The following is a 21,995-nucleotide window of genomic DNA, read 5'->3' on the forward strand; positions in this document are numbered from 1 at the left end:
TAGGACGCCCCCGCCTCTCTCAACGACGAGAACATTTGAGCAACATTTTCTAGCAAGTCAAGCGTGCACAGCAGGTTACGCACGCTGGCCGCCCCGAACATCCGGGGATTCGCCGGCCTTCGCCGCCTTCTATCCGTGTTTGCCGGAATGCGACCGGGCGGCGGGCATGTCTCGATCCGCTTGCGACGCCGAAGACCATGCGGCGCCGTTCCATCTCTTCTCGGGCGTTCCCAACGCCAGACGGCCGATAGGCGTAGACTAACCGCCTCTCAGCGTTCCACCACGTCCCGCTTCATCGGCGCGAGTTTCGCCAGGAAGCGGTTTTGCGCGAAGAAGGCGACGCCTTCCGCGCGCATCGCCGCCTGCAGATCCTCGACCAGCGCGCCGACATCGGCGGTCTGCAGTCCGAGATTCTTGTGCGCCGCCTTCATCGTGCGGCCGCTATACGGGCAGCCGCCGTCGAGGATGTAGCAAAATTGCGCCTTGAGCAGGCGGCGCAAACGCACCTCGTCCTGCCCCTTGAGGATGTCGGCGATGCGCGGGTCGCGCTTGATCCGCGTCACGAGATCGTCGGCGATGCGGTCGATCCCGGCCGTGCCGTGAAACGCCGCGAGCATCGCGGCGCCGTCGAACGGCGTCGCACCGGCATTGGCATTGCTCTGCGGATAGACGTCGACAGGGTGCTCGCCGGGCGGCGGAACCGTCTGTGGGGTGGCTTGCAGCGCAAGCAGGAGAGCAAGGATCAGCATCAGAAATTTCCTTGGATCGACAGGAAGGCGCCGCGCTGGCGCTTGATCGTCGCGATATCGCCGAGATCGGTATAGGCCGCCATCAGCGCGACATGGCGCTGGACCTGCCAGGCGGCGAACATGTCGTACACCGCCTGCTCGCGGGCAAAGCCGAGATTGTCGGGTTTGGTCCGCACTTCCGCGCCGAGCAGGATACGCGGCGAGACGAGGACGCCCGCGGACCCTTCGAATTCCGCGTGATAGGCGTCGCTTTGGTCACCGCCGAAGCCGAGCAGCCCGAACTGATTTGCCTTGGTGAAGCGCACCGTGCCGCCAAGCAGCAGACTCTTCGACAGGACGAGCTTCGTCGCCGAGACGACCATGTCGGTGCCGGCGGCATGCTTGCCGCCGACGGCGGCGATGATGGCGGCCTTTTCCGCGCGCTTATATTGCACGCCGACGGAGATTTGCGGCAGCAGCGTGTCCTGATCGTAGACGGCATCGCCGACGACACGGACCTTCACGCCGAACACGTCCTGCCCGAAGGTGAAGTTGCGCCCGATGCCGAGCGTCGCGCCCGCCTGGCGCGTATCGAACATCTGGTGGGCGTAGGACAGCTCGACGCGGTTACGCAGGCCGATCGCGACCCCGACACTTTTCAGGTCGAAGTCCGGCAGCGCGACGATCGTCGCATGCGCGGTTCCCCCGATGCCGGCGTCGGTCTCGTCCCCCGCGATCAGCGACCATGTCGCGAGGCCGCCACCGCTCGAACCCTCGACCGTCGAGACGCCACCCGTCAGCGGCAGCTTGCCGCCCTGCCGCAGCTCGCCCGCGCACGCCGGTGCCGCGATCATCATGCCGGCGATCGCGGCAAGCGCTGCCGCTATGGGTTTCGTCACTCTGCAAGGCCCCGTGCTCGATGATCCGATTCGGACCCAGTCTTGCGGCAGCTACGCAAACAGGGTTCTCTTTGCGTAAACGCGCGCTTCACGAATTGGCGACACCTGGCGCCTAGGGCGGCAGAATGAGTATGTATCGTGTAGCGTTCACTGCCCTGGCGGCGACTTTTCTGACAGGCGCTGCGACCGCCGCGACCGTCACCATCGATGTCCGCGGCGCGGACGGCACGCCGCTCGCCGGTGCGGTCGTGATGGTCGACACGCCGCGCAGATCGACCGCGCCGATCAAGCTCGATCACCCGTACGAAATGGCGCAGCAGAACATCGCCTTCATCCCGCATGTCCTGATCGTGCCCGTGGGCGCGTCGGTCGCGTTTCCCAACCGCGACAAGGTGCGCCACCACGTCTACTCCTTTTCCAAGGCGAAGAAGTTCGACCTGAAGCTTTACGGCAAGGACGAAACCCGCGCGGTCGTGTTCGACAAAGCCGGGGTGGTGGCGTTGGGGTGCAACATCCACGATTCGATGAGCGGGTTCGTCATCGTGGTCGATACGCCGTTCGCGGTGCAGACCGACGCCAACGGGCATGCGACGATGACCGGCGTGCCCGTCGGGGGCGTCTCGGTTCGGGTGTGGCACCCGACGATCCGCGCCGCCGACAATATGCTGCGGCAAGCCGCGACCGTAACCACTGCGGGCTTCACCGCCACCTATACGATCCGCGGGAAATGATGCCGCCCTTGCGAACGCCGCGCTGGCAGTTCCGCCGCTTGAGCACGAAGCTCGCCGTGTTGTACGGCATGCTGTTCGCCGCTTGCCTGCTGATCGTCGCGATCGTCGGGCAGTTGGTCATCTGGAGCAACGCGCGCAACACCGTTCGCGCCGAATTGAGCGCCAGCGGCAGCGTGTACGACCGCATCTGGGCGTTGCGCGCGCAGTCGCTGGGCGACACCGCGTCGGTGCTGGCGCGCGATTTCGGGTTCCGCTCGGCGATCTCCAGCGGCGACCGCCCCACGATCGAATCGGCGCTCGCTAATCTTGGCCAACGCGCCGATGTCGCGCAGACCTTCTTCGTCGACACTGCGGGTGGCGTGACCGGCACCGGCCTGCCCGAACTCCGCCGGGCGGTCGCAACCGTGCCCAACAGGATGGCGGGCAGTCGCCGCGATACGGTGATCGCGACCCCGAAAGGCGCGTTTCGCCTGATTGTTTCACCGGTCCTGGCCCCGACCGAAATCGGTTGGGTGATCTTTGCGCTCCCGCTCGACGGGCGCGAGATGCAGGCGTTGCAGCATCTGTCGGCAATCCCGCTGAACGCGACCATCCTTGGTCTCCAGCACGGGCATTGGTCAGGGGTGGCAGGCTTGGGCAACGGCGACGCCGCGCTCGATGGCTTCGTCGCCAGGGCGGTCGACGGCGACACCGGACCGGGCGCGCTGACCTTGCCGACCGGCTATGCCTTCGCGCTGGCCAAGCCGCTCGTCGGCCCGGGCGGCCGGCCCGAGGCGGTGCTGCTGCTGAGCTATCCGTGGAGCGCCGCGATGGCGGGCTATCGCACGATGCAGGTCGGTATCCTGCTCGCGGGCGCGATGGGGCTCATTCTCGTGCTCCTTGGCAGCCGTCGCCTCGCCACCAGCATTGCACGACCGATCGCCGCGCTGGATGCCGCCGCGCGGTCGCTCGAAGAGGGTAACCGCACCGAGGTCCGGATCGACGGGGTCGATGAAGTCGGGCGTCTGGCGGAAAGCTTCAACCGCATGTCGGCGGGCATCGTCGAGCGCGAGCATCGCATCACGCACCTCGCTTTCCACGATTCGCTCACCGGACTGCCCAATCGCACCTCGTTCCGGCAGCAATTGGAGGCCGGGCTGACCCAAGCGGACAAGCGGCGCGAGCGCATAACGATCCTGTGCCTCGATCTCGACGGGTTCAAGGGCGTCAACGACACGCTCGGCCATCCTGTGGGCGACGCACTGCTGCGCCACATCGGCGAGACGCTCGGCGGGATTGCCGCCGATGGCATCGTGTCGCGCCTGGGCGGCGACGAATTCGCGATCATTCTCGACGATCGCGGCGATGCCGATCGGCCGCGCGCACTGGCGCAAGACATATTGGATGCTCTGCACCGGCCAGTGCGGGTCGCGGGTCACCAGATCGCGATCGGTGTCAGCATCGGCATCGCGGTCGGCCCCGGGGATGGCGCCGATGCCGACGTGCTGCTCAAGAACGCGGACCTCGCGCTCTACCGTGCCAAGCAGGACGGCCGCGGCGTATTCCGCTTCTTCGAAGCCTCGCTCGACGCCGCCGCGCGCAAACGCCGCCAGCTCGAGCTGGACTTGCGCGCGGCATTGCAGGGCGGGCAGTTCCGCCTCAACTTCCAGCCGATCTTCGATTTGAAGAAGGACCGGATTGGCGGGTTCGAGGCGCTGCTGCGCTGGGAACATCCGACGCGCGGCAATGTGCCGCCGGTCGAGTTCATCTCGGTCGCCGAAGACACCGGCCTGATCATCGCGATCGGCGACTGGGTGATGCAGGAAGCCTGTCGGCAAGCCATCGCCTGGCCCGATCATGTGCGCGTCGCGGTCAACGTCTCGCCCTTGCAATTCCGAAATCCGGGCTTCCAGACCGTCATCTTCCAGGCGCTTTCGCGCAGCGGCCTCGCCCCCACCAGGCTGGAGGTGGAGATCACCGAATCGGTGTTCCTCGATGGCGAAACGGCGGTCGTGACCTTGCTGCACCAGCTGCGTGCAATGGGCGTCCGCATCGCGCTGGACGATTTCGGGACCGGTTATTCCTCGCTCAGCTATCTGCGCAGCTTCCCGTTCGACAAGATCAAGATCGACAAGAGCTTCGTCAATGCGGTCGCCGAGGACCACAGCGCCGCCGCGATCGTGCGCGCCATCGTCGATCTCGCCACCGCGCTCGACATGGAAACGACCGCGGAGGGCGTCGAGGATTGCGACCAGCTCGCCGAACTTCGCGGCCAGGGGTGCAGCAGCATCCAGGGCTATCTGTTCAGCCGACCGATCGAAGGTGGCGCAGTAATGGCGATGATTGCAGGACCGATGTCGGCCGTGGCGTAGGGGACGCTGGCGGCGCCGGCTCGGCACAGCGGGAAACGCTTGAACATCTCGTCACGTCGGGAGTCGCACGATCTTCTCGTCTAGGCTGGCGACGGGCAGCCCGAACTTGGTGACGACCATGCGGTTGACGGCGGCCTGACCGCCGGGCTCGAGATAGAGCCATTGCTGCGCGCGCAAGCCCCCCTTCATGGCGAAACGCAGGTGAAGACAATTGCCGTGCACCTCGCCCGTAACCGGCCCGCGCGCGTCGCTCAGCGTGCCCGTGTAGCGACCGGTCGCGACCCGGCGCAGATGCCAGGTTCGGCGCGTCGGCTTGCCATCGCCCAGGCGCACAGACTGGACGAGGTCGATACCGCCATCCGGCGTTGCGATCCCGTTGCCATCGACCAGCGTCGGCGTGTGGGCGCGCAACGCCACCTTCAGGCTCCCGCGCCCCTCGCTATGCCCCGCGAAGAAGCGGACGGGATCGAATTCCGGCGCCGGAGCGCGCGCCCGCGCGAGATGATCCGAGGGGACGCATGCGCTGATCGCGAACATCGCCGCGAGCGCGGGGGTGGCTAGCAGGATGGCGCGCATCGGAATCCTTTCGAACCGCAACCGAAACGCCGAGGATGCCGCTTCCAGTGCCACTTGCGCTCCAACCGACGACGGGCAGCGAAGTTGTCTAAATTCGCATTCAGGTTGGGCGCTCCGGGCAAACCAGCGACACCGTACTGCCCCGCTCGGCGAAGCGAAGCGTGAAGCCGTGCAGATCGGCGATCGCCTTGACCAGGCTCAACCCCAGTCCCGCGCCTTCGCACTCGTGCCGCCCGCGATAGAAGCGCTGCGTCACGAGCGAACGCTCCGCGACGGGCACGCCGGGTCCGTCGTCGGCGACCGTTATGCGCGCGGCGGTGCCTGCTTGCTCGAGCGACAGGGTGACCCGCCCTCCCGCCGGCCCGAACTTCATCGCATTGTCGATCAGGTTCGACACCGCTTCGATCAACAGGCTCGCATCGCCATCGACCGGCGCGACCGGCGCGATCGTGCAGACGAGGGTGATGCCACGATCCTCGGCGGTCGGGCGGTGGAGTTCACAGGCGTCCTCGACCAGTCGCGCCAGGTCGACCGCGGCGAAGCGGCTGCGCCGCGCGTGATCCTCGAGCTCGCGAATCCGCAGCAGCGCGGCGACGATGCCGAGCAGCGTGTCGATCTCGGCCAGCGCAGCGCCGGCGACGGCTTCGAACGCGTCCCGGTCGTGTGCGTCGCGCAGGCCCCGTTCGATGCGCGCGCGCAGCCGCGTTACCGGCGTGCGCAACTGGTGCGCAATATCGTCGCCGACACCCCGCACGTCGGCGACCAGCCCCTGCAGCCGATCGAGCATCGCGTTGATATGCGCGCACAGCATGCCGAAACTGTCGGGCGTGTCGCCGACCGGCAGGCGTTGCGCCAGATCGCCGGCGACGATTCGTCCGGCGAGCCGACGCACCGTATCGACCTGGTGCGCGGCGCGGCGCCCGGCGATCAGACCGAAGCCGAGCGCGAGCAGGATGCCCGGAACCAGCCCGATCAGGAGCGACCGCCCGACCACGCGCAGCGCGTCCTCGGCATCGTCGAGATCGACCCCGGTCAGCAGCGTCGCCCCGTCGGGCATCGCGCACAACGCGAGCCGCGCAACGTCGCTGGTCTTGCCCGGCAGCTCGGTCGGGCGCACCGGCGCGACGAACGAGCCTTTGCCGGGGCGCGCATTGTCCGGGAGCCGCGAAACGTTGCCGTCGATCAACCGGCCCCCCGCCGTGAACAGCGCGAGGAACCGGTCGCGGTGGATATCCTGCGCGATCATCATGCGCAGCGCCCCGCCCCGCGCCGGCGCCGGCAGCGCCGCCAGCGCGCGACAATCCGCCGCGAACAGGCGCTCCGCATCGCGCTGGTGGCTGCCGGTCGCCAGCACCCAGAACAGGCTGGCGAGCAAGATCGATTGCACGACGAGCAATGCGGCGATCGCGCCGCCCCAGCGCCACGTCGCGCGCGCTTGCGGGTCAGGGCGCAACATCGAACACATACCCCTGGCCGCGCACGTTGCGGATCAATTGTGGCTCGCCATCGGCATCGACCTTCCGCCGCAAGCGCCCCATATGCACATCGACGACGTTGCTGTTGGGCTCGAACGTATAGCCCCACACATCCTGCAACAGCATCGAGCGCGTGACGATCCGGCCCGGGCGGCGGACGAGATAGTTGAGCAGCTTCAACTCGCGCGGCAACAGATCGAGCGCGCGGCCGGCACGCGTCGCGGTTCCCGCGAGCAGATCGAGATCGAGCGGCCCGACGATGAGGCGCGTATCGCGCGTCTCGTTCGGCCGGCGCAGCAACGCCTCCACCCGCGCGATCAGTTCGACCAGCGCGAACGGCTTGGGCAGATAGTCGTCGCCGCCTGCGCGCAGACCGCGCACGCGATCATCCAGGCTGCCAAGCGCGCTCAGCACCAGCGCCGGCGTGCGCCGCCCCTCTGCCCGCAGGTGCGCGATCACATCGAGCCCCTCGCCATCGGGAAGCTGGCGGTCGACGATCAGCAAATCGACATCGTCCGCACGTGCCGCCGCCAGTCCATCCGCGACCAGCGCATAATGCGTCACGCCATGTCCGTTGGCGACGAGTTCGAGCGTGATCTCGTTCGCCGTACCGGCGTCGTCTTCGATGAGCAGGATCCGGGTCACCGTCTCAGTTCGGGCGCGGCAGGGATGAGGTCAACTGAATAGCACTTCATAGTCTGAACGCATGTTTAGTCGACGGCATCCGCCGCATCGGTAACGGAGCCGGTTCGTTCGGAAGGAATCACCCATGCGGATCATGGCTTTTGCGCTTGTTGCGGGCTTTGCGACCCCGGTCGCTGCGAGCGCGCAAGACGCGACCGGCCTGTCGCTCGACCGGCTTGCCCAGGATGTCGTCGCAAACAATCCCGAGCGGCAATTCTACCAGCGCCAGATCGAGACCGCCGGGGTCGAGCGCGCGGCGGCTGGGCGCTGGGCCGATCCGGAGGCGGTGGTCGAGTTCGGCCAGCGCAGCGCGAACGACCGCACCACCGGCGCCCTGCTCGGCGACGGACAGACCTATGCCGTATCGGTCGTCCAGCCGGTCGAATTTGGCGGGCGCATCGCGCTGCGCCGCGCGATTGCCGAGCGCCAGATCGATCTCGCGAAAATCGGCCTGCAGCAATTCGATGCGACCCTTGCCGCCCGCGCCCGGACGCTCGGCTACGCCTTGTTCGCAGCCGACGAGAAGGCAGCAGTGGCGCGTACCGTGGCGGGCCGGATGCGCGACCTCGCGCGGGTGATCGTCTCGCGTGATCCGGCGGGGCCGGCGCCGCGGCTCGAAGCGGCATCGTTGCAGGCCGGCGCGATCACGGCCGAGCGGACCGCGGCGATCGCCGATGCCGACGCCAATGCGGCGCTGTACGAACTCAACCAGTTGCGCGGGGCACCCTTTTCGGCGCGCATTCGCATCATCCGTCCCAACATGAGCTTGCCCGACCTGCCGGCGGGCGCGACGCTCGCCGCCAATGCGACCGCGAACAATTTCGAGCTGAAGTCGCTGCGCACGCAGTTCGAGCAGCAGGGCCTGCGCGTCGATCTCGCTCGCAAGGCGCGGATCCCGATCGTCGGCGTCGGGCCCTATTACGACCGCGCGCGCTCGGACATTCGCGAAACCAATTACGGCGTTCGCCTGTCCACCACCTTGCCGGTGTGGAATCGCCAGGCGGGCGCGGTCGCCGCCGAACAGGGACGGCAGGCGCAAGCCAACGCCACGCTGATCAACGCCGAACGCCGCATCGCCCGCGACGTGTTCGACCAGGCGGCACAATATGCAGCGAAGCGCGCGGCGCTCGGTCAATGGGCAGGGAACACGCCGCAAAGCTTCGCCGAAACCGCGCGCGAGGCCGACCGCAATTACCGGCTGGGGGCGATCCCGCTCACCACCTACATGCAAATGCAGCAATCCTATATCGAGGCGACCAACGCCGTTCTCGACACGCGGCGCGAGGCGCTCGATGCGCTGCTTCAGTTGCGCGCGCTAAACGGCGGGAATGCCCTCGCGCGATGATCGGCTGGCTGCTCACGCTGGTCACGCGCAACCGCCTCGCGGTGGCATTGGTGTCAGCGCTCGTCGCGGCGGTCGGGCTATGGGCCTATACCAGCCTCAAGATCGATGCGATTCCCGACATCACCGGGGTCCAGGTCCAGATCAACACCACGGTGCCCTCGCTTGCGCCTGAGGAGATCGAGCGGCTCGCGACGCTGCCGATCGAGCGCGCGATGGCGGGACAGCCCGGGCTCGAGGAAACGCGCGCGCTGACCAAGACCGGACTCAGCCAGGTGACCTTGCTCTACAAGGACGGCACCGACCAGCTGCGGGCGCGCCAGCTCGTCGCCGAGCGGCTCCAGGCGGTGCGCGACCAGCTCCCGACGGGAGCTTCGCCACAGCTCGCGCCGATCACCACGGGGCTGGGCGAAATCTATTATTACACGCTCGAATGGAGCAAGCCCCCGGCCGGATATGATGCCCAGCGCCAGCTGATGGAGCTGTACGAGGCGCAGGAATATACCGTTCGCCCGATGCTGCGCGCGGTCACCGGCGTCGCCGACGTCAATTCCAACGGCGGGATCGAGCAGCAATTCGTGGTCGAGCCCGACCCGGTGCGGCTGACGATGCACGGCGTCACGGCAGCAGAGCTTGCCGACGCGGTCGGCAAGAACGTGGCGAACGCCGGCGGCGGCATCATCACGCGGGGGGCAGAACGGTTCACCGTGCTGACCAACGCACGCGTCACCAATGCGATCGAGATCGGCGCGATTCCGGTCAAGTTCGGCGGCGGCGTCTTGCCGATCCAGGTGCGCGATCTCGCGAATGTCGTGATCGGTTCGGCCCCGCGGCAGGGTGCGGCGACGCAGAACGGGAAGGAGACGGTGCTCGGCACCGTGATGATGCTGGTCGGCCAGAACAGCCGCGAGGTCGCCCTGCGCGTCAAGGATGCGCTGCCCGACGTCCAGGCTGCACTCCCGAAGGGGATGGTGCTCCACGAGCAATATAGTCGCGCCGACCTGGTCGATCGCGCGATCTCGACGGTCGAGCACAATCTCGGCGAAGGCGCGCTGCTCGTCGCCTTGGTCCTGCTGTTCGTAATGGGCAATTGGCGCGCCGCGGTGATCGTCGCGGTCGTCATCCCGCTCGCCTTCCTTGCTACCGTCTCGGGGATGACGGTGATCGGGGTGTCGGGGAATCTGATGAGTCTCGGCGCGCTCGATTTCGGGTTGATCGTCGACGGGTCGATCGTCGTCGTCGAGAACAGCTTGCGCCTGCTCGCCGAACGGCGGCAGGCAAAGGGCGAGGAACTGACGCCCGAAGAGCGCCGCGAGACCGTCGCCGATGCGGCGCGGATGGTCGCGCGACCGACCATGTTCGGCATCGTCATCATCGCGCTCGTCTATGTCCCCGTGCTCAGCCTCGGCGGCGTCGAGGGAAAACTGTTCCAGCCGATGGCGCAAGCCGTGATGCTGGCGATCTTCGCCGGGCTGATCTGGACCTTCACGCTCGTACCGGCGCTCTCGGCCTGGCTGCTGCGCGCACCGGCAAGCGAGCAGGACGACACCCGCCACAAGGGCGTGATCGGCGCGGTCGAGCGCGTCTATGCGCCCGCGCTCGACCGCGCGCTGGCGCATCCCAAGATCCTGGTGGTCGGCGCGGTGGTCCTGCTCGCGCTAACCCTCGTCGCGTTCAAGACGCTGGGGTCGCAATTCACCCCCAAGCTCGATGAGGGATCGATCACCGCGATGGTCTATCGCCCGGTCGGCATGTCGCTCGAGCGCAGTCTTGCGATCGAGGCCGAGACCGAACGGCAGATGCGGCGTCAGTTTCCGCAGATCACGCACACCTTTTCGCGCATCGGCACCAGCGAAGTCGCGACCGATCCGATGCCACCCAACGAGAACGACCTGTACATCTTCTACGCGCCCGAAAAGGATTGGCCGCACGGCGATGGCAAACCCAGGACCAAGGACGAGCTGGTCGCGGGTATCGAGAAGATCGGGCGGCAGGTCTATCGCGGGCAGACCTTCGAATTCGCACAGCCGATCGAGATGCGCTTCAACGAAATGCTCGAGGGCGTCCGCGCCGACGTGTCGGTCAAGGTGTTCGGCCAGGACTATGACGTGCTCGAACGCGCCGCCCGGCAGGCCAAGACGATCCTGGAGAAGCAACCCGGCACCGCGAGTGTCGAGTTCGAGACCGCGGGCCGCCCGAAAAGCATCGTGGTCGAACTCGATCACGCCGCGCTGCTGCGGCTCGGGCTGAGCACGGCCGAGGTCAACAAGGCGATCACCGATGCGATTGCCGGCGCCGAGGTCGGGTTCATTCCGGAAGGCGAGGCGCGGCACATGATCGTGGTGCGCATGCCCGAGGATCTGCGCGCCGCCGCGTCGGCGATCCTCGCGCTGCCGCTGCGGGTTGGCGAATATGGCATGGTGCCGCTGTCGCGCGTGGCGCGGCTCCACACGATCCGTGCGGTCGAGCCGATCCTGCACGACGGCGGCAAGCGCCGCGCTGCGCTGATGGTCAATCTCAAGACCAGCGATCTTGCCGGCTATGTGACGCAGGCGCGCAACGCGGTGAACGCCCAGGTCAAACTCCCGCCGGGCTATCGCATAGAGTTTGGCGGTCAGTTCCATCAGCTCGAGGCGGCGCAGAAGCGGCTGTCGATCGTCGTGCCCGCCGCGCTGATCCTGATCTTCCTGTTGGTGTACGCCGCCCTCGGCAGCGTGAAGGAGGCGGCGATCGTCTATACCGGCATCCCGTTTGCGGTGACCGGCGGCGTGCTGGCGCTCTGGCTTCGCGGCATGCCGTTCTCGATCACGGCGGCGATCGGCTTCATTGCGCTGTCAGGCATCGCGATGCTCAACGGGTTGGTATTGGTCGATCACATCAACAGCTTGCGCGACGGGCGCGACGGCGACGCCTTGGCGGTCGACGCTGCCGTCCGGCAAGGTGCGCGCGATCGGTTGCGGCCGGTCCTGTCGACCGCGCTGGTCGCCTCGATCGGCTTCCTGCCGATGGCGATCGCCACCGGGGCCGGCGCCGAAGTGCAGCGCCCGTTGGCGACCGTCGTGATCGGCGGGATCGTCACATCGACGCTGCTGACGCTGGTACTGCTGCCGAGCCTGTATCGCTGGCTCGTCAAAGCGGATCGATAGAAATCGGGTCATGACCGCCCCCGCTGTCGGAGCGGCACCACGCCCGGACACGGGCGCCCATCGCCAACGCGCGATCGAGGCGGCGCGCGGAAGGGCGTTGAAGGTTCTCGCCCGACTTTATACGAGCAGCGGATCAGGACCTTCAATCGCCTCGCGCGCGGCAACCGCGCCCGGCAGCACGCATCAAGGTCGATCGTTAGGATGTTGAGCCGCAATGAACTATCGCCATGCCTTCCACGCCGGCAATAGCGCCGATGTCGTCAAGCACAGCCTGCTGATCGCCCTCGTGCGGGCCTTGCAGCAAAAGCCTGGCGCGCTGACGCTGATCGACACGCATGCCGGCTGCGGGCTGTACGACCTTGGCGGCGACGAGGCGCTCCGCACCGGCGAGTCGACGCAGGGCGTGCTTCGGGCCTTTGCCGACCCGAATCCGTTGCTGAACGACTATCGCGCCGCCGTTCAGGCGGTGAATGTCGGCGCCGCGCTCCATTTCTACCCCGGCTCGCCGCGGTTTCTGGCGCAGCTCCTGCGCCCGCAGGATTTCCTGATCCTGAACGAGAAACATCCCGATGACGTCTATACCTTGCGCGGCGTCATGCGCGACACGCCCGCTGCCGTGCATGAGCGCGACGCCTATGAGCTTTGGTTGGCGATACTGCCGCCCCGCACCGCGCGCGGCGTGGTGGTGGTCGACCCGCCGTACGAGCAGCCGGACGAACGCGCCCGTATCACAGCAACCCTCGCCGCGGCTTCCCGCAAATGGGCGCATGGCGTGACGGCGATCTGGTATCCGCTGAAAGACCGCGCCACGCATATGCGGTGGACGGAGCAGTTACGCCGGCTCGGCATCCCGAAAATGCTGCGGGTGGAGCATTGGTTGTACGATAACGACCAGCCCGACCTCTATAATGGCGCTGGCCTTTATATCGTCAACCCGCCCTACGCCTTCACGCAGGCTTTGCAGCCTCTGCTGGAAGCCCTGCGCGCCGTGCTGGCGCCGGAAGGGCATGAAGGCGAGATCATAACCGAGTGGTTGGGTGATTGAAGCAACCCGCATCGCCCGGTCCGCAGCCACGAAGAAAAGTTCTGCAGCCGCTCAGCCCCCCGCTTCAACCTGCCAAAATCCGAAAACCCCATAGGTCATTGCTCGGGGCCCGCGGGTTCGGGACTGCCAGATTTTCGTACGGCTGCCGGCGCCCGAGACTCGTCAGGTTAGCACTCGGTCCGATTTCGAGCACAGCCGACTGGAAAGCCGTCGTTCGCCCGGTATCAACCGTCCGGTCAGGACGCTGCGGTGCCTACCTTGCCTCCAAGCGTCCAAACCCTTTCCGCTTGGCCGGCCGTACCTTTGGCTGAGTGCGGGGACTTTTCGCCAAGAGCTCTCCAACTCTGAATGCAAGCTCATCCGGGTCGAACGGCTTCTTCATGTAATCGGTGGCACCCTCATGATACGCAATTTCAACATCCTTGTCGCTTACCCGCCCCGTGAGAATCAAAACCGGCAGATCGAAGAATTCAACCGAATTCCGCAATGCGCGGAGGACAAGAAGGCCGTTCATTTCCGGCATGTTGCAATCCAGAATAGCCAGATCAGGTTTTCTCGTCCTGATAACGCGAAGCGCGTCGCGACCGTTCGAGAGCAGGCCGGCGCTATGCCCCGCTGCTACCAACGCATCGCATGCGATTTCCCCTACAAGCTCGTCGTCATCCGCGATGATAATATGCGCCACAAATGGATCCCGTCCGGCCGTTAAATGCGTTGCCGCAATAGTCTAATATAGCTCGATGCGACGCCGGACTTGGTAAATCCCGGTTTTATGCTGCGGCCCGTAGCGCCGGGAGAGCGGCCCGCACCTGTCCCGCACGTTCGCTGGGCGCCCCGACCGACAGGGTGTTTTCCAGCTGCTGGGCGAGCAAGCCGAGTTCCGCCTCGCCGAACATCCCGGCCGAGCCTGCCAGCTTGTGAAGCAGATCGGTCGCATCGTTCACCAGTTCGTCGCTCGGCAGGTCGAACTCGGCCAGCGCGTTCAACCGCAGCATCGTCTCCACCTTTCGCGCTTGGTATCGCTCCATCAGCTTTGGCCTGATTCCCGGCTTCGCGGGCGACACTGCGACATTGGCGGAGACAAAGCGCGAGAGGATAGCCGTCAGGTCACGCACACGCACCGGCTTGGCCAGATGTGCCTGCATTCCGGCCGCAAAACACGCCTCGACATCGTCGGCATAGGCATTGGCGGTAAGCGCAACGATCGGAAGCGCGCTCGGCGTGTAGCCAGCGGCCCTTAAACGCCGCGTCGCTTCCAAACCATCGACGCGCGGCATCTGCATATCCATCAGGACGAGTTCGAACGGGTGGCCGGAACGCGACGCGTCTTCGATCATCGCGATCGCCTCTTCGCCATCGACCGCGAGCGCCGGGTCCATGCCGGAGCGCTCCGCCATCGCCAGTATCAATTCCTGATTGATGTCATGATCCTCGGCGATCAGCACACGCGGGCGTCGAACCTGCGACGTGGTGATGACGGCTGGCTCTTCAACCGTAGAGACGGGCACGGTGACGGGCGTCACAGCAACGCGCAGCGGAAGCACTACCGAAAAGGTCGTGCCCTGATCCAGAATGCTTCGTACCGAGATCGTGCCTTTCATCAGGCGGACGAGTTCCGCGCTGATCGCGAGGCCAAGTCCGGTTCCGCCATGCATCTGGGCGGTCGAATCATCGGCCTGCGCGAATTGCTCGAATATCGCGTCCAGTCGTTCGGCAGGGATGCCGACGCCGGTGTCCGACACATCGAGGCGTAAGGTGTCGCCTTCGACATAGGCGTCGACGGTTACCGACCCATGGTCGGTGAATTTTACCGCGTTGCCGATCAGGTTGAGCATGATCTGACGCAACCGCAGCGGGTCGCCCACGATGCGCTCCGGTACGGAAGGGGCGATCCGGGCGGACAGCACGACTCCCTTTGCGTTCGCGATAGGGCTCATCAGATCGGCACAACGGCGTGAGACATGACGGAGGTCGACGGACTCTTGCGTCACGCCCATCTTTCCTGCGTCGATCTTGGAGATGTCGAGAATGTCGTTCAGCAGCCGCATCATGGATCGCCCGGACTCTGCGATCAGTTCAAGGTGCCGACGCTGTTCGGGATTCAGTTCGCCCGCAAGCACGAGCTCGGTGAAACCGAGCACGCCATTCATGGGCGTGCGGATTTCGTGGCTCATGTTGGCAAGGAAGTTGGCCTTCACGCGTGACGCGCTCTCTGCCTTGTCGCGCGCGGCGATGAGCTCAATCTCGAGCTCCTTACGTTGACCGATGTCGCGGATGGCGGAGATCACGCCCCCCGACGCTACACCCGGGGCCCGCCACACTTTCATATGCGACTCCAGCCAGCGCCAATCACCTGCCTTGTGGCGTAACCGGTATTCGACGGTACGGGCGCGCTCCTGGCCCGTGACGATGGCCACATGCTCGGCACGAACGGTTTGCGCATCGTCGGTGTGGATGAACTCGCCGCAATGCCTCCCGACCAGTTCCTCTGGACGGTACCCCGATAGCTCTACGCAGGAAGGGGATGCGTACGTCACGAAACCGTCAATGTCGGTGCGCAACACCACGTCGCTCGCATTGTCGGCGAGCAAGCGATATTGCTCCTCGCGGTGTTCGAGGTCCGCTTGCGCTTTCGCTTGCGCGGTAATGTCCCGGAACACCCCGAAGATGGCGATTACGTCCCCGTTAGGCGCGCGCTCGGCCTGACCCTGCGCGGCGACATTTCTGACCGAACCGTCCGCCACCAGGAGTTTCGCAACATAGTCGAAGGGGCTTCCAGTCTCGCCAGCCAGGCGGACACACTCAGCGACGCGTTCGCGATCATCTGGATGATAGAAGTCGATCGCGTTTTCCAGGGTCGGGATATAGTCATGGCCGACGGCGTGGATGCGGTAAACTTCATCCGCCCAGATGACCTCACCACCGACCAGATCGACATGCCAGTGTCCGACATTGGCCAACGACGCGGCCATCGAAAACAGACGATTATGCTCATATAAGCGAGCTGCGGCGGTCGCCATCTCCCGCTCGACAGCCTGCCGCTGGCCGATGTCCCGAACACTGGCCACGATCTCGCTCGGGTTGCCAGCGTCGTCACGGATCAGATGGTAGCTCGCTTCCAACCATACATAATGCCCGTCTCGATGCTGCTGACGATAGCTGCAGACCGGGTTTTTGGCTCCCTCCAACAACGTCTTGCAGACCTCCATCACACGCATGCGGTCTTCGACATGAATAGCCGCTACCGGAGCCCCGCCCACCATCTCCTCCGGCCGATAGCCAAGAAGCGGGTAAGCGGCAGGCGACACGTACCGTCGTATGCCATCCAATCCGATGAGAACGATCAGGTCGTTGGAGTGGTCGGCGAGGAGGCGATACAAGCGCTCGCTTTCCTTGGCCGCCACAGCCGAACGGAGCGACCGATCCCGACTTCGCAACATCGCCGCGATCGCCCCGGCGATGAGAACCAGCAATACCGCAGCTACGCACAAAACGACGCGACCAGACCGTCTGGCCTGCTCGGCCGACATGACGCTCGATCTCTCGCGGACAGTCAGCAGGCGGCGTTCCTCCGCCTTGATCTCGTCGAGCATCGAGCTGGCATTCTCGACGGCTTCGCGTTCGCGGCCAGTGCGAACGGTGGCCATCGCCAGAGCCTCCTTACCGTCCGTGACAAGATCGACGACCTGGCGGGACACGCGTGCAAAGGCTGCCACGCGGCGGTCGAGTTCACCAAGGCGGCGTTGCTGCAAAATGCGGTCGCGAGTCAGCACTCGGAGTTCGGATGCTACCTTGGCATAGTCGATCAAACCTTGCTTGAAAGTGGCAAGCGCCTTGGGATGACGCGTCAGAACAAACCCACGTTCACCGCGCAATGCCTTGTTCAGCGCGGTATCGATCCGCTCGGCGTCGACCAGCACGCTCAGCGTGTGCATTCGCCACCACTGCGCTTGTTCCTGAAGGTCCTGTGCCCGATCGACGTTTCGCACGAGGGCTAGCGTAATTAGCGCCAACGCGCCGAGCGCGGTCGCGGAAACGACTGAAATCCAGACGCTACCCCAATGGCGATCGCCCATCCAACGCAAAGGCGCCGCGTTCGACCAAATCCTGGAAAAATACATTCGCCATGTCATCTGTGCATTATAGCGCAAACTGATGACCGGACTCATGATAACACTGAAAGCGATGACCTCGCAAAAGATCAGCAGGTCGCTGAATTGCAGATAGTAAGGGAATCTATTTGAGGACCATTACCAAGATCTGGTGCGAGTTCAGTCAGCCCACGCGAGCGGCCGTGCTTGAACATACTGTTACCAAGGATTTTCGCTACCTTTCGCACCAACATGTCGGGGTCGAACGGCTTTACGAGGTAGCCGTCCGCACCTGCACCCAGTCCCTCGTCGATCGACGCCTCGCCGCCCGCAGCAGTCAGCATCAGGACCGGGATCAGATAGGTGTCGGGGGTGGTTCGCAGCCTATGAAGGATTTCCATCCCGTGCATGCCCGGCAACGACCGGTCGAGAATGACCAGATCGGGCTTTTTGAAAGCGATCGTGTCGTAAGCCAGCGTACCATGCCCAACGACGCCGATAAGGTATCCGGCCTCGGTGAGCAGCTCCGTGACGACATCGGCGATCAAATCGTCATCTTCGACATAGATTATGCGGGTGAGGCGCTTGGCTGTAGCTTCAGGCTGTTGCATCACTCCATTATAGCACCGACTTGCTACCGGCTAAGGAACTGAAACTGGTCTGTTTCGTCCTCAGCCTTCGGTCACGCTTTGCTGCGCGTTTGCAGGAGCTCAAAATTCCGGACCGGAATACCTGCTCTCCCTGCCGCTTTGATAGAGTGTGTGGGAACATGCGTTCGAAGGTTTGTCGTACATGCTGGTCCACTAGATGCGGGTGTCGTCCCCCGACGACCGCCAGACGGTCGATCTTTAGCGCGACGCGCTGGTCGCAGCCGGTGTCGATCATCGGCGCTTCCATTCCGACGAGGCATCCGGCGCGCGCGACGACCGACCAGGCCCGAAAGGCTGTCTCGACGATCTGAACGCGGGCGACACGTTGATCGTGCGCCAGCCCGGAACTCAGCAAGAAATACACCGCCACGATGACAATATCGAGCGTCGGCGAGATGCATCAGAGTCGCCCTAAGCAGGCAACTTTTAGGAAAGCGGTTGCATTAACCTCCGACCGTCCATTTATATGATATCCATAGTTTGAACTGGAGCGCACCATATGGCGATCGATCCGACCGATGTCCGTTCCTCGCTGGGCCGCAACCTGACTTGGGGTATGCTCGACCATCTCGGCAAGTCTATCGTCACCGGCGTCTATACCGGCAAGACCTTCCCGACCGAGGCCGAACTGTCCAAACAGCACGGCGTCAGCCGCTCTGTCACGCGCGAGGCGGTCAAGATGCTGAGCGCCAAGGGCCTGTTGAGCGCCCGCCCGCGTCAGGGCACGATCGTGCAACCGGCGAGCAGCTGGAACCTGTTCGATGCCGACGTGCTGTCGTGGCTGCTCGAGCGCACATTCTCGCTCGACCTGCTGGCGCATTTCAACCAGTTGCGCAGCGCGATCGAACCGTCTGCGGCGGCACTAGCGGCCCGTTACAGCGACGAGGCGGGGCTCGAGCTGATCGGTGCCGGCTTCGCGCGGATGGTCGCGGCGGACAAAGGCGACGACGATACGCTCGAAGCCGATATCGCCTTCCACCTCGCAGTGCTGCGCGCCTCGGCCAATCCGTTCTTCGCGCAGTTCCGCGATGTCGTGGCTACGGCTTTGCGGACCTCGATCCGCTTCACCAACCGTATCCAGGGTCGTACCGCCGATCTGAGTGCGCACGAAGCGGTCAAGCGCGCGATCGAGCGGCGCGATCCGGCCGCGGCGCGCGCGGCAATGACCAACATCATCGAGGACGTCATGCAGCTGATCGAGGCGCAGCCGGTGGTGGACTGACACCGCCATCGTCAACCTGCGGACGCAGGCATGGTGCCGACCGCGGCGATTCCCGTGAAGTTCAAGGTCGCCGGGGCGGGGCGGTTGATCGGCGTTGGCAACGGCAATCCGACGTCGATCGAATCGGACAAGGGCCAGCAACGCCTGACTTTCAACGGATTGTGTCAGGCGGTCGGCCAGTCCGATCCGCGGTCCGGTGCGACTCGCTTGACCAACGCCGCGCCCGCCCTGGCGAGTGCGAATGTGACCATCGTGACACAGTGATCGACATCATGGAAACGCCGCTTGAAATTTAGCGTATTTATCATATTATTAAATCCCCGGCATCGTAGAGTGCGCGTGGGTAGGGAGTGGGACATGCACGGCAGGATTTTGGCGTTAGGCGCGGTAAGTGTGTGGGCGATCGCCGCAAGCTCGGCGCAGGCACAGACGGCGCTTGCATCACCCCCAGCGCCGACGACGGCGGACTCCGCTCAGGCGCAACCCGAGGCAGGCGACATCGTCGTCACCGGCATTCGTGCCGGTCTCGCCACGGCGTTGCAGGCCAAGAAGAACGCGACCAACATCCAGGAAGTGCTCGCGGCCGACGACATAGGGAAGTTGCCGGACAACAACATTGCCGAAAGCCTGGCTCGCCTGCCCGGCCTGTCGACCAATCGCGACCGCGGCAATGCCACGCAGATCTCCATCCGCGGCATGGGGCCCGAGCTGGTCAATACCCTGCTCAACGGGCGCGAGCTCGTTTCTGCCGGGCCCGACCGCAACATCCGCTACGACCAATACCCCGCCGAGCTGATCAACGGCGCCTCGGTCTACAAATCGCCGACGCCGGGCCAGGTCGAGGGCGCGATCGCCGGTCAGGTTGATCTCAAGACGATCCGTCCGCTCGATTTCAAGAAGCGCGTGTTTGTGGTCAACGCCCGCGCCGAATATAACGATCTGGCGCACGACGTGCAGGACGCCAAGTCGGTCGGCTGGATCGCCAGCGCCTCCTATGTCGGCCAGTTCGCCAATGACACGCTCGGCGTGGCGATCGGCGCCACCGCGCGCAACGAACCCGTCGCGACCGAGCGCACCAATATCTATCGTTACACCAACTCGTTCGCCGATCTGAACGGCGACGGCGTCGGCAACGACAACGTCCCTTACGGCTTCGAGGCGCTCAAGCGCGGCGGATCGGACAAGCGCGTCGGCGCGCTGGCGACCGTCCAATGGCGCCCGGGCAACGGGCTCGAAGTGGTGGGCGACTTCTTCTATTCGCGCGTGAAATATGCCGAATATCAGCGTGGCTTCTCGGTGCAGAACCTGCCGTTCGGCAACACCTTCTCGAACGTCACGGTAAAGGACGGCGGTGCGGTCGCCGGCACCGCGACGAGCAACGCCTATTACGGCGCGCTGATCGAGAACAATAACCAATATTACACCTTCACCGACAACCTCTACGCTGGTGGCCTCAACGCGAAGTACGACGCGGATCGCTGGCATTTCGCGGGCGACGTCGGTTATTCGAAGACGACGCGCAACGCGATGTTCCTCAACGAATATACCAGCACCGTCTATCCGGGCACGACCTATACGCGCACCGACGGCAACACCGCCTCCTATCTGTCGCGCCCCGGCCAGCCGGCGAGCTTCACGCTGGGCCAGTCGCTGACCGATCAGTCGCTCAACTACCTCACCAACCTCGAAATCCCTTCGAACGGCAACGGCGCGCCGATCATCCATGACGAGCTGTATTCGGGCAAGCTCGACGCGGCCTATGACGTCGACAGCTTCATCACCACGCTGCGCGCCGGGGTGCGCCTGACCAGCCGCGCCAAGGACCTGACCCAGCGCACGCAATACGGCTCGATCAATCAGCCCGATCGCGCGCCGATCGCGGCGAATCTTCTTGGATCGCCCCTGACGTGGAGCGGCGCGTTCGCGGGCCTGCCGGCGTCGCAGACATGGGACGTGATCGGCGTTGCGAACCAATATTTCGGCGGGATCAACCCGACCGAGTCGGTCAGCGACCAGAATGCCAGCTGGGAGGTCGACGAGAAGACCTATGCCGGCTTCGTCGCGGCCGATTTCGACCACGATATCGGCAGCATGAAGCTGACCGGCAATGTCGGCGTGCGGGTGATACGGACCGAGGACACGTCGAAGGGCACCAACGTCAGCTATCTCGGCGCGACCGCGGTGGCGACGCCGCTGCTCTACCACAACAATTACACCGATTGGCTGCCCTCGCTCAATGCGACGCTGCATATCGATTCGCGCCAGCAGATCCGCTTCGCGGTGAGCAAGGCGATCGCGCGCGCGCCGCTCGACAATCTCAACCCCGGCTACAGCCTCTATACCGGATCGAGCGGTGCGCCTGCGGCGACCGGCGGCAATCCCCTGCTCCAGCCGTACCGCGCCAAGCAAGTCGACCTGACCTACGAGCATTATTTCAACAAGGACACCGCGCTCACGGTCTCGCTGTTCTACAAGCATCTCGACAGCTTCATCGTCACCAACACCAGCGCGCTGACGGTCGGCGGCGTGACCTATCAGGACGCCTTCACCCAGCCGGTCAACCTGACGGGCGGCAATCTGAAGGGCGTCGAGGTGCTGTTCCAGCAGGCCTTCACCTTCTTGCCCCAGCCGCTCGACGGGTTTGGTATCTATGCAAATTATTCCTACACCGACAGCAGCGTAAAGGTAACCGAAACCGACAACAGCATCGGCACGATCGCGCTGCCGGGCCTGTCGAAGAACGTCTACAACGTGTCGCTCTATTATTCGAAATCCGGAATCGATGCGCGCGTCGGTTATCGCTATCGCTCGGCCTATGCGACGCAGACCGGCGACACCGATCGCATCCTCGTCAACCATGCTGAAGGCGTGCTGTCGGCGGAACTCGCCTATGAGTTCCAGGATTCGTCACCGCTGCACGGCGTGCGGCTGTCGCTCCAGGCCGACAACCTGACCAACACGCCGTACCAGCTCTATTACGGCACGCAGGCGTTGCAAGGCCGCTACGAGACCTTCGGTCGGCGCTTCTATGCCGGCGCGACCTACCGCTTCTAAG

The 21,995-nt window shown here is 64.8% G+C and carries 16 protein-coding genes; 8 read left to right on the forward strand and 8 right to left on the reverse strand.

Features of this window, described 5'->3' with window-relative positions:
- Positions 1–269 precede the first annotated feature (269 nt).
- Positions 270–749: a group I truncated hemoglobin gene (locus tag U1872_RS09955; RefSeq protein ID WP_332792719.1), complete on the reverse strand. Its 480-nt coding sequence runs from the start codon at positions 747–749 to the stop codon at positions 270–272.
- Positions 749–1,627 (reverse strand): DUF3034 family protein, encoded by an 879-nt coding sequence (locus tag U1872_RS09960; protein ID WP_332792720.1) that lies wholly within the window; start codon positions 1,625–1,627, stop codon positions 749–751. The genes U1872_RS09955 and U1872_RS09960 overlap by 1 nt, the downstream gene beginning before the upstream one ends.
- A 125-nt stretch (positions 1,628–1,752) precedes the next feature.
- On the opposite strand from U1872_RS09960, the gene U1872_RS09965 reads away from it, so the two are divergent.
- Both U1872_RS09965 and U1872_RS09970 read left to right on the forward strand, forming a co-directional pair.
- The gene (locus tag U1872_RS09965; RefSeq protein WP_332792721.1) at positions 1,753–2,358 is read left to right on the forward strand and encodes a cupredoxin domain-containing protein; all 606 of its coding nucleotides are present in this window, start codon (positions 1,753–1,755) and stop codon (positions 2,356–2,358) included.
- Positions 2,355–4,709, forward strand: coding sequence for a putative bifunctional diguanylate cyclase/phosphodiesterase (locus tag U1872_RS09970; RefSeq protein WP_332792722.1), 2,355 nt, complete (start codon positions 2,355–2,357; stop codon positions 4,707–4,709). Before U1872_RS09965 ends, U1872_RS09970 begins: the two co-directional genes overlap by 4 nt.
- Before the next feature lie 51 nt (positions 4,710–4,760).
- Here the strand turns inward: U1872_RS09970 and U1872_RS09975 are convergent, their stop codons facing one another.
- From U1872_RS09975 to U1872_RS09985, 3 genes are all read right to left on the reverse strand, one after another.
- Positions 4,761–5,285: a DUF3833 family protein gene (locus tag U1872_RS09975; protein ID WP_332792723.1), complete on the reverse strand. Its 525-nt coding sequence runs from the start codon at positions 5,283–5,285 to the stop codon at positions 4,761–4,763.
- Positions 5,286–5,385: 100 nt separating this feature from the next.
- Entirely contained in the window at positions 5,386–6,741 is a 1,356-nt protein-coding gene (locus U1872_RS09980; protein WP_332792724.1) for a sensor histidine kinase, read from the reverse strand.
- On the reverse strand, positions 6,728–7,405 hold the full coding sequence (locus U1872_RS09985; protein WP_332792725.1) for a response regulator transcription factor: 678 nt from the start codon (positions 7,403–7,405) through the stop codon (positions 6,728–6,730). The genes U1872_RS09980 and U1872_RS09985 overlap by 14 nt, the downstream gene beginning before the upstream one ends.
- A gap of 124 nt (positions 7,406–7,529) precedes the next feature.
- Between U1872_RS09985 and U1872_RS09990 the strand changes: the two genes are divergently transcribed.
- From U1872_RS09990 to U1872_RS10000, 3 genes are all read left to right on the forward strand, one after another.
- The gene (locus U1872_RS09990) at positions 7,530–8,789 is read left to right on the forward strand and encodes a TolC family protein (protein ID WP_332792726.1); all 1,260 of its coding nucleotides are present in this window, start codon (positions 7,530–7,532) and stop codon (positions 8,787–8,789) included.
- A complete protein-coding gene (locus U1872_RS09995) occupies positions 8,786–11,932 on the forward strand; it encodes an efflux RND transporter permease subunit (protein WP_332792727.1) in 3,147 nt (1,048 codons plus the stop codon). Before U1872_RS09990 ends, U1872_RS09995 begins: the two co-directional genes overlap by 4 nt.
- A gap of 214 nt (positions 11,933–12,146) precedes the next feature.
- Complete coding sequence (locus tag U1872_RS10000; protein ID WP_332792728.1) at positions 12,147–12,977, forward strand: 23S rRNA (adenine(2030)-N(6))-methyltransferase RlmJ; 831 nt, start codon at positions 12,147–12,149, stop codon at positions 12,975–12,977.
- Between the two features lie 253 nt (positions 12,978–13,230).
- On the opposite strand, the gene U1872_RS10005 is transcribed toward U1872_RS10000, so the two are convergent.
- From U1872_RS10005 to U1872_RS10015, 3 genes are all read right to left on the reverse strand, one after another.
- Entirely contained in the window at positions 13,231–13,662 is a 432-nt protein-coding gene (locus U1872_RS10005) for a response regulator (protein WP_332792729.1), read from the reverse strand.
- A gap of 85 nt (positions 13,663–13,747) precedes the next feature.
- Complete coding sequence (locus tag U1872_RS10010) at positions 13,748–17,146, reverse strand: PAS domain S-box protein (protein ID WP_332792730.1); 3,399 nt, start codon at positions 17,144–17,146, stop codon at positions 13,748–13,750.
- A gap of 32 nt (positions 17,147–17,178) precedes the next feature.
- Positions 17,179–17,679 carry a response regulator transcription factor gene (locus tag U1872_RS10015; protein WP_332792731.1) on the reverse strand — a complete coding sequence of 167 codons (501 nt, stop codon included), beginning with the start codon at positions 17,677–17,679 and terminating at the stop codon, positions 17,179–17,181.
- 538 nt (positions 17,680–18,217) lie between these two features.
- Here U1872_RS10015 and U1872_RS10025 point away from each other — a divergent pair.
- The 3 genes from U1872_RS10025 (at position 18,218) to U1872_RS10035 (ending at position 21,994) form a co-directional block, all read left to right on the forward strand.
- Positions 18,218–18,940 carry a FadR/GntR family transcriptional regulator gene (locus U1872_RS10025; protein ID WP_332792732.1) on the forward strand — a complete coding sequence of 241 codons (723 nt, stop codon included), beginning with the start codon at positions 18,218–18,220 and terminating at the stop codon, positions 18,938–18,940.
- A gap of 30 nt (positions 18,941–18,970) precedes the next feature.
- Complete coding sequence (locus U1872_RS10030; RefSeq protein ID WP_332792733.1) at positions 18,971–19,204, forward strand: hypothetical protein; 234 nt, start codon at positions 18,971–18,973, stop codon at positions 19,202–19,204.
- A gap of 93 nt (positions 19,205–19,297) precedes the next feature.
- On the forward strand, positions 19,298–21,994 hold the full coding sequence (locus U1872_RS10035; RefSeq protein ID WP_332792734.1) for a TonB-dependent receptor: 2,697 nt from the start codon (positions 19,298–19,300) through the stop codon (positions 21,992–21,994).
- The last annotated feature ends 1 nt before the right edge of the window (position 21,995 follow it).

Origin of the sequence: Parasphingomonas frigoris, from assembly GCF_036663815.1 — a bacterium.
Lineage (GTDB): Bacteria > Pseudomonadota > Alphaproteobacteria > Sphingomonadales > Sphingomonadaceae > Sphingomonas.

Excerpts from the sequence above, each read along its gene's own strand:
- U1872_RS09955 (WP_332792719.1), bottom strand. The coding sequence starts at position 749 with ATGCTGATCCTTGCTCTCCTGCTTGCGCTGCAAGCCACCCCACAGACG.
- U1872_RS09965 (WP_332792721.1), top strand. The coding sequence starts at position 1,753 with ATGAGTATGTATCGTGTAGCGTTCACTGCCCTGGCGGCGACTTTTCTG.
- U1872_RS09970 (WP_332792722.1), top strand. The coding sequence starts at position 2,355 with ATGATGCCGCCCTTGCGAACGCCGCGCTGGCAGTTCCGCCGCTTGAGC.
- U1872_RS09975 (WP_332792723.1), bottom strand. The coding sequence starts at position 5,285 with ATGCGCGCCATCCTGCTAGCCACCCCCGCGCTCGCGGCGATGTTCGCG.
- U1872_RS09980 (WP_332792724.1), bottom strand. The coding sequence starts at position 6,741 with ATGTTGCGCCCTGACCCGCAAGCGCGCGCGACGTGGCGCTGGGGCGGC.
- U1872_RS09990 (WP_332792726.1), top strand. The coding sequence starts at position 7,530 with ATGCGGATCATGGCTTTTGCGCTTGTTGCGGGCTTTGCGACCCCGGTC.
- U1872_RS09995 (WP_332792727.1), top strand. The coding sequence starts at position 8,786 with ATGATCGGCTGGCTGCTCACGCTGGTCACGCGCAACCGCCTCGCGGTG.
- U1872_RS10000 (WP_332792728.1), top strand. The coding sequence starts at position 12,147 with ATGAACTATCGCCATGCCTTCCACGCCGGCAATAGCGCCGATGTCGTC.
- U1872_RS10010 (WP_332792730.1), bottom strand. The coding sequence starts at position 17,146 with ATGAGTCCGGTCATCAGTTTGCGCTATAATGCACAGATGACATGGCGA.
- U1872_RS10015 (WP_332792731.1), bottom strand. The coding sequence starts at position 17,679 with ATGCAACAGCCTGAAGCTACAGCCAAGCGCCTCACCCGCATAATCTAT.
- U1872_RS10025 (WP_332792732.1), top strand. The coding sequence starts at position 18,218 with ATGGCGATCGATCCGACCGATGTCCGTTCCTCGCTGGGCCGCAACCTG.
- U1872_RS10030 (WP_332792733.1), top strand. The coding sequence starts at position 18,971 with ATGGTGCCGACCGCGGCGATTCCCGTGAAGTTCAAGGTCGCCGGGGCG.
- U1872_RS10035 (WP_332792734.1), top strand. The coding sequence starts at position 19,298 with ATGCACGGCAGGATTTTGGCGTTAGGCGCGGTAAGTGTGTGGGCGATC.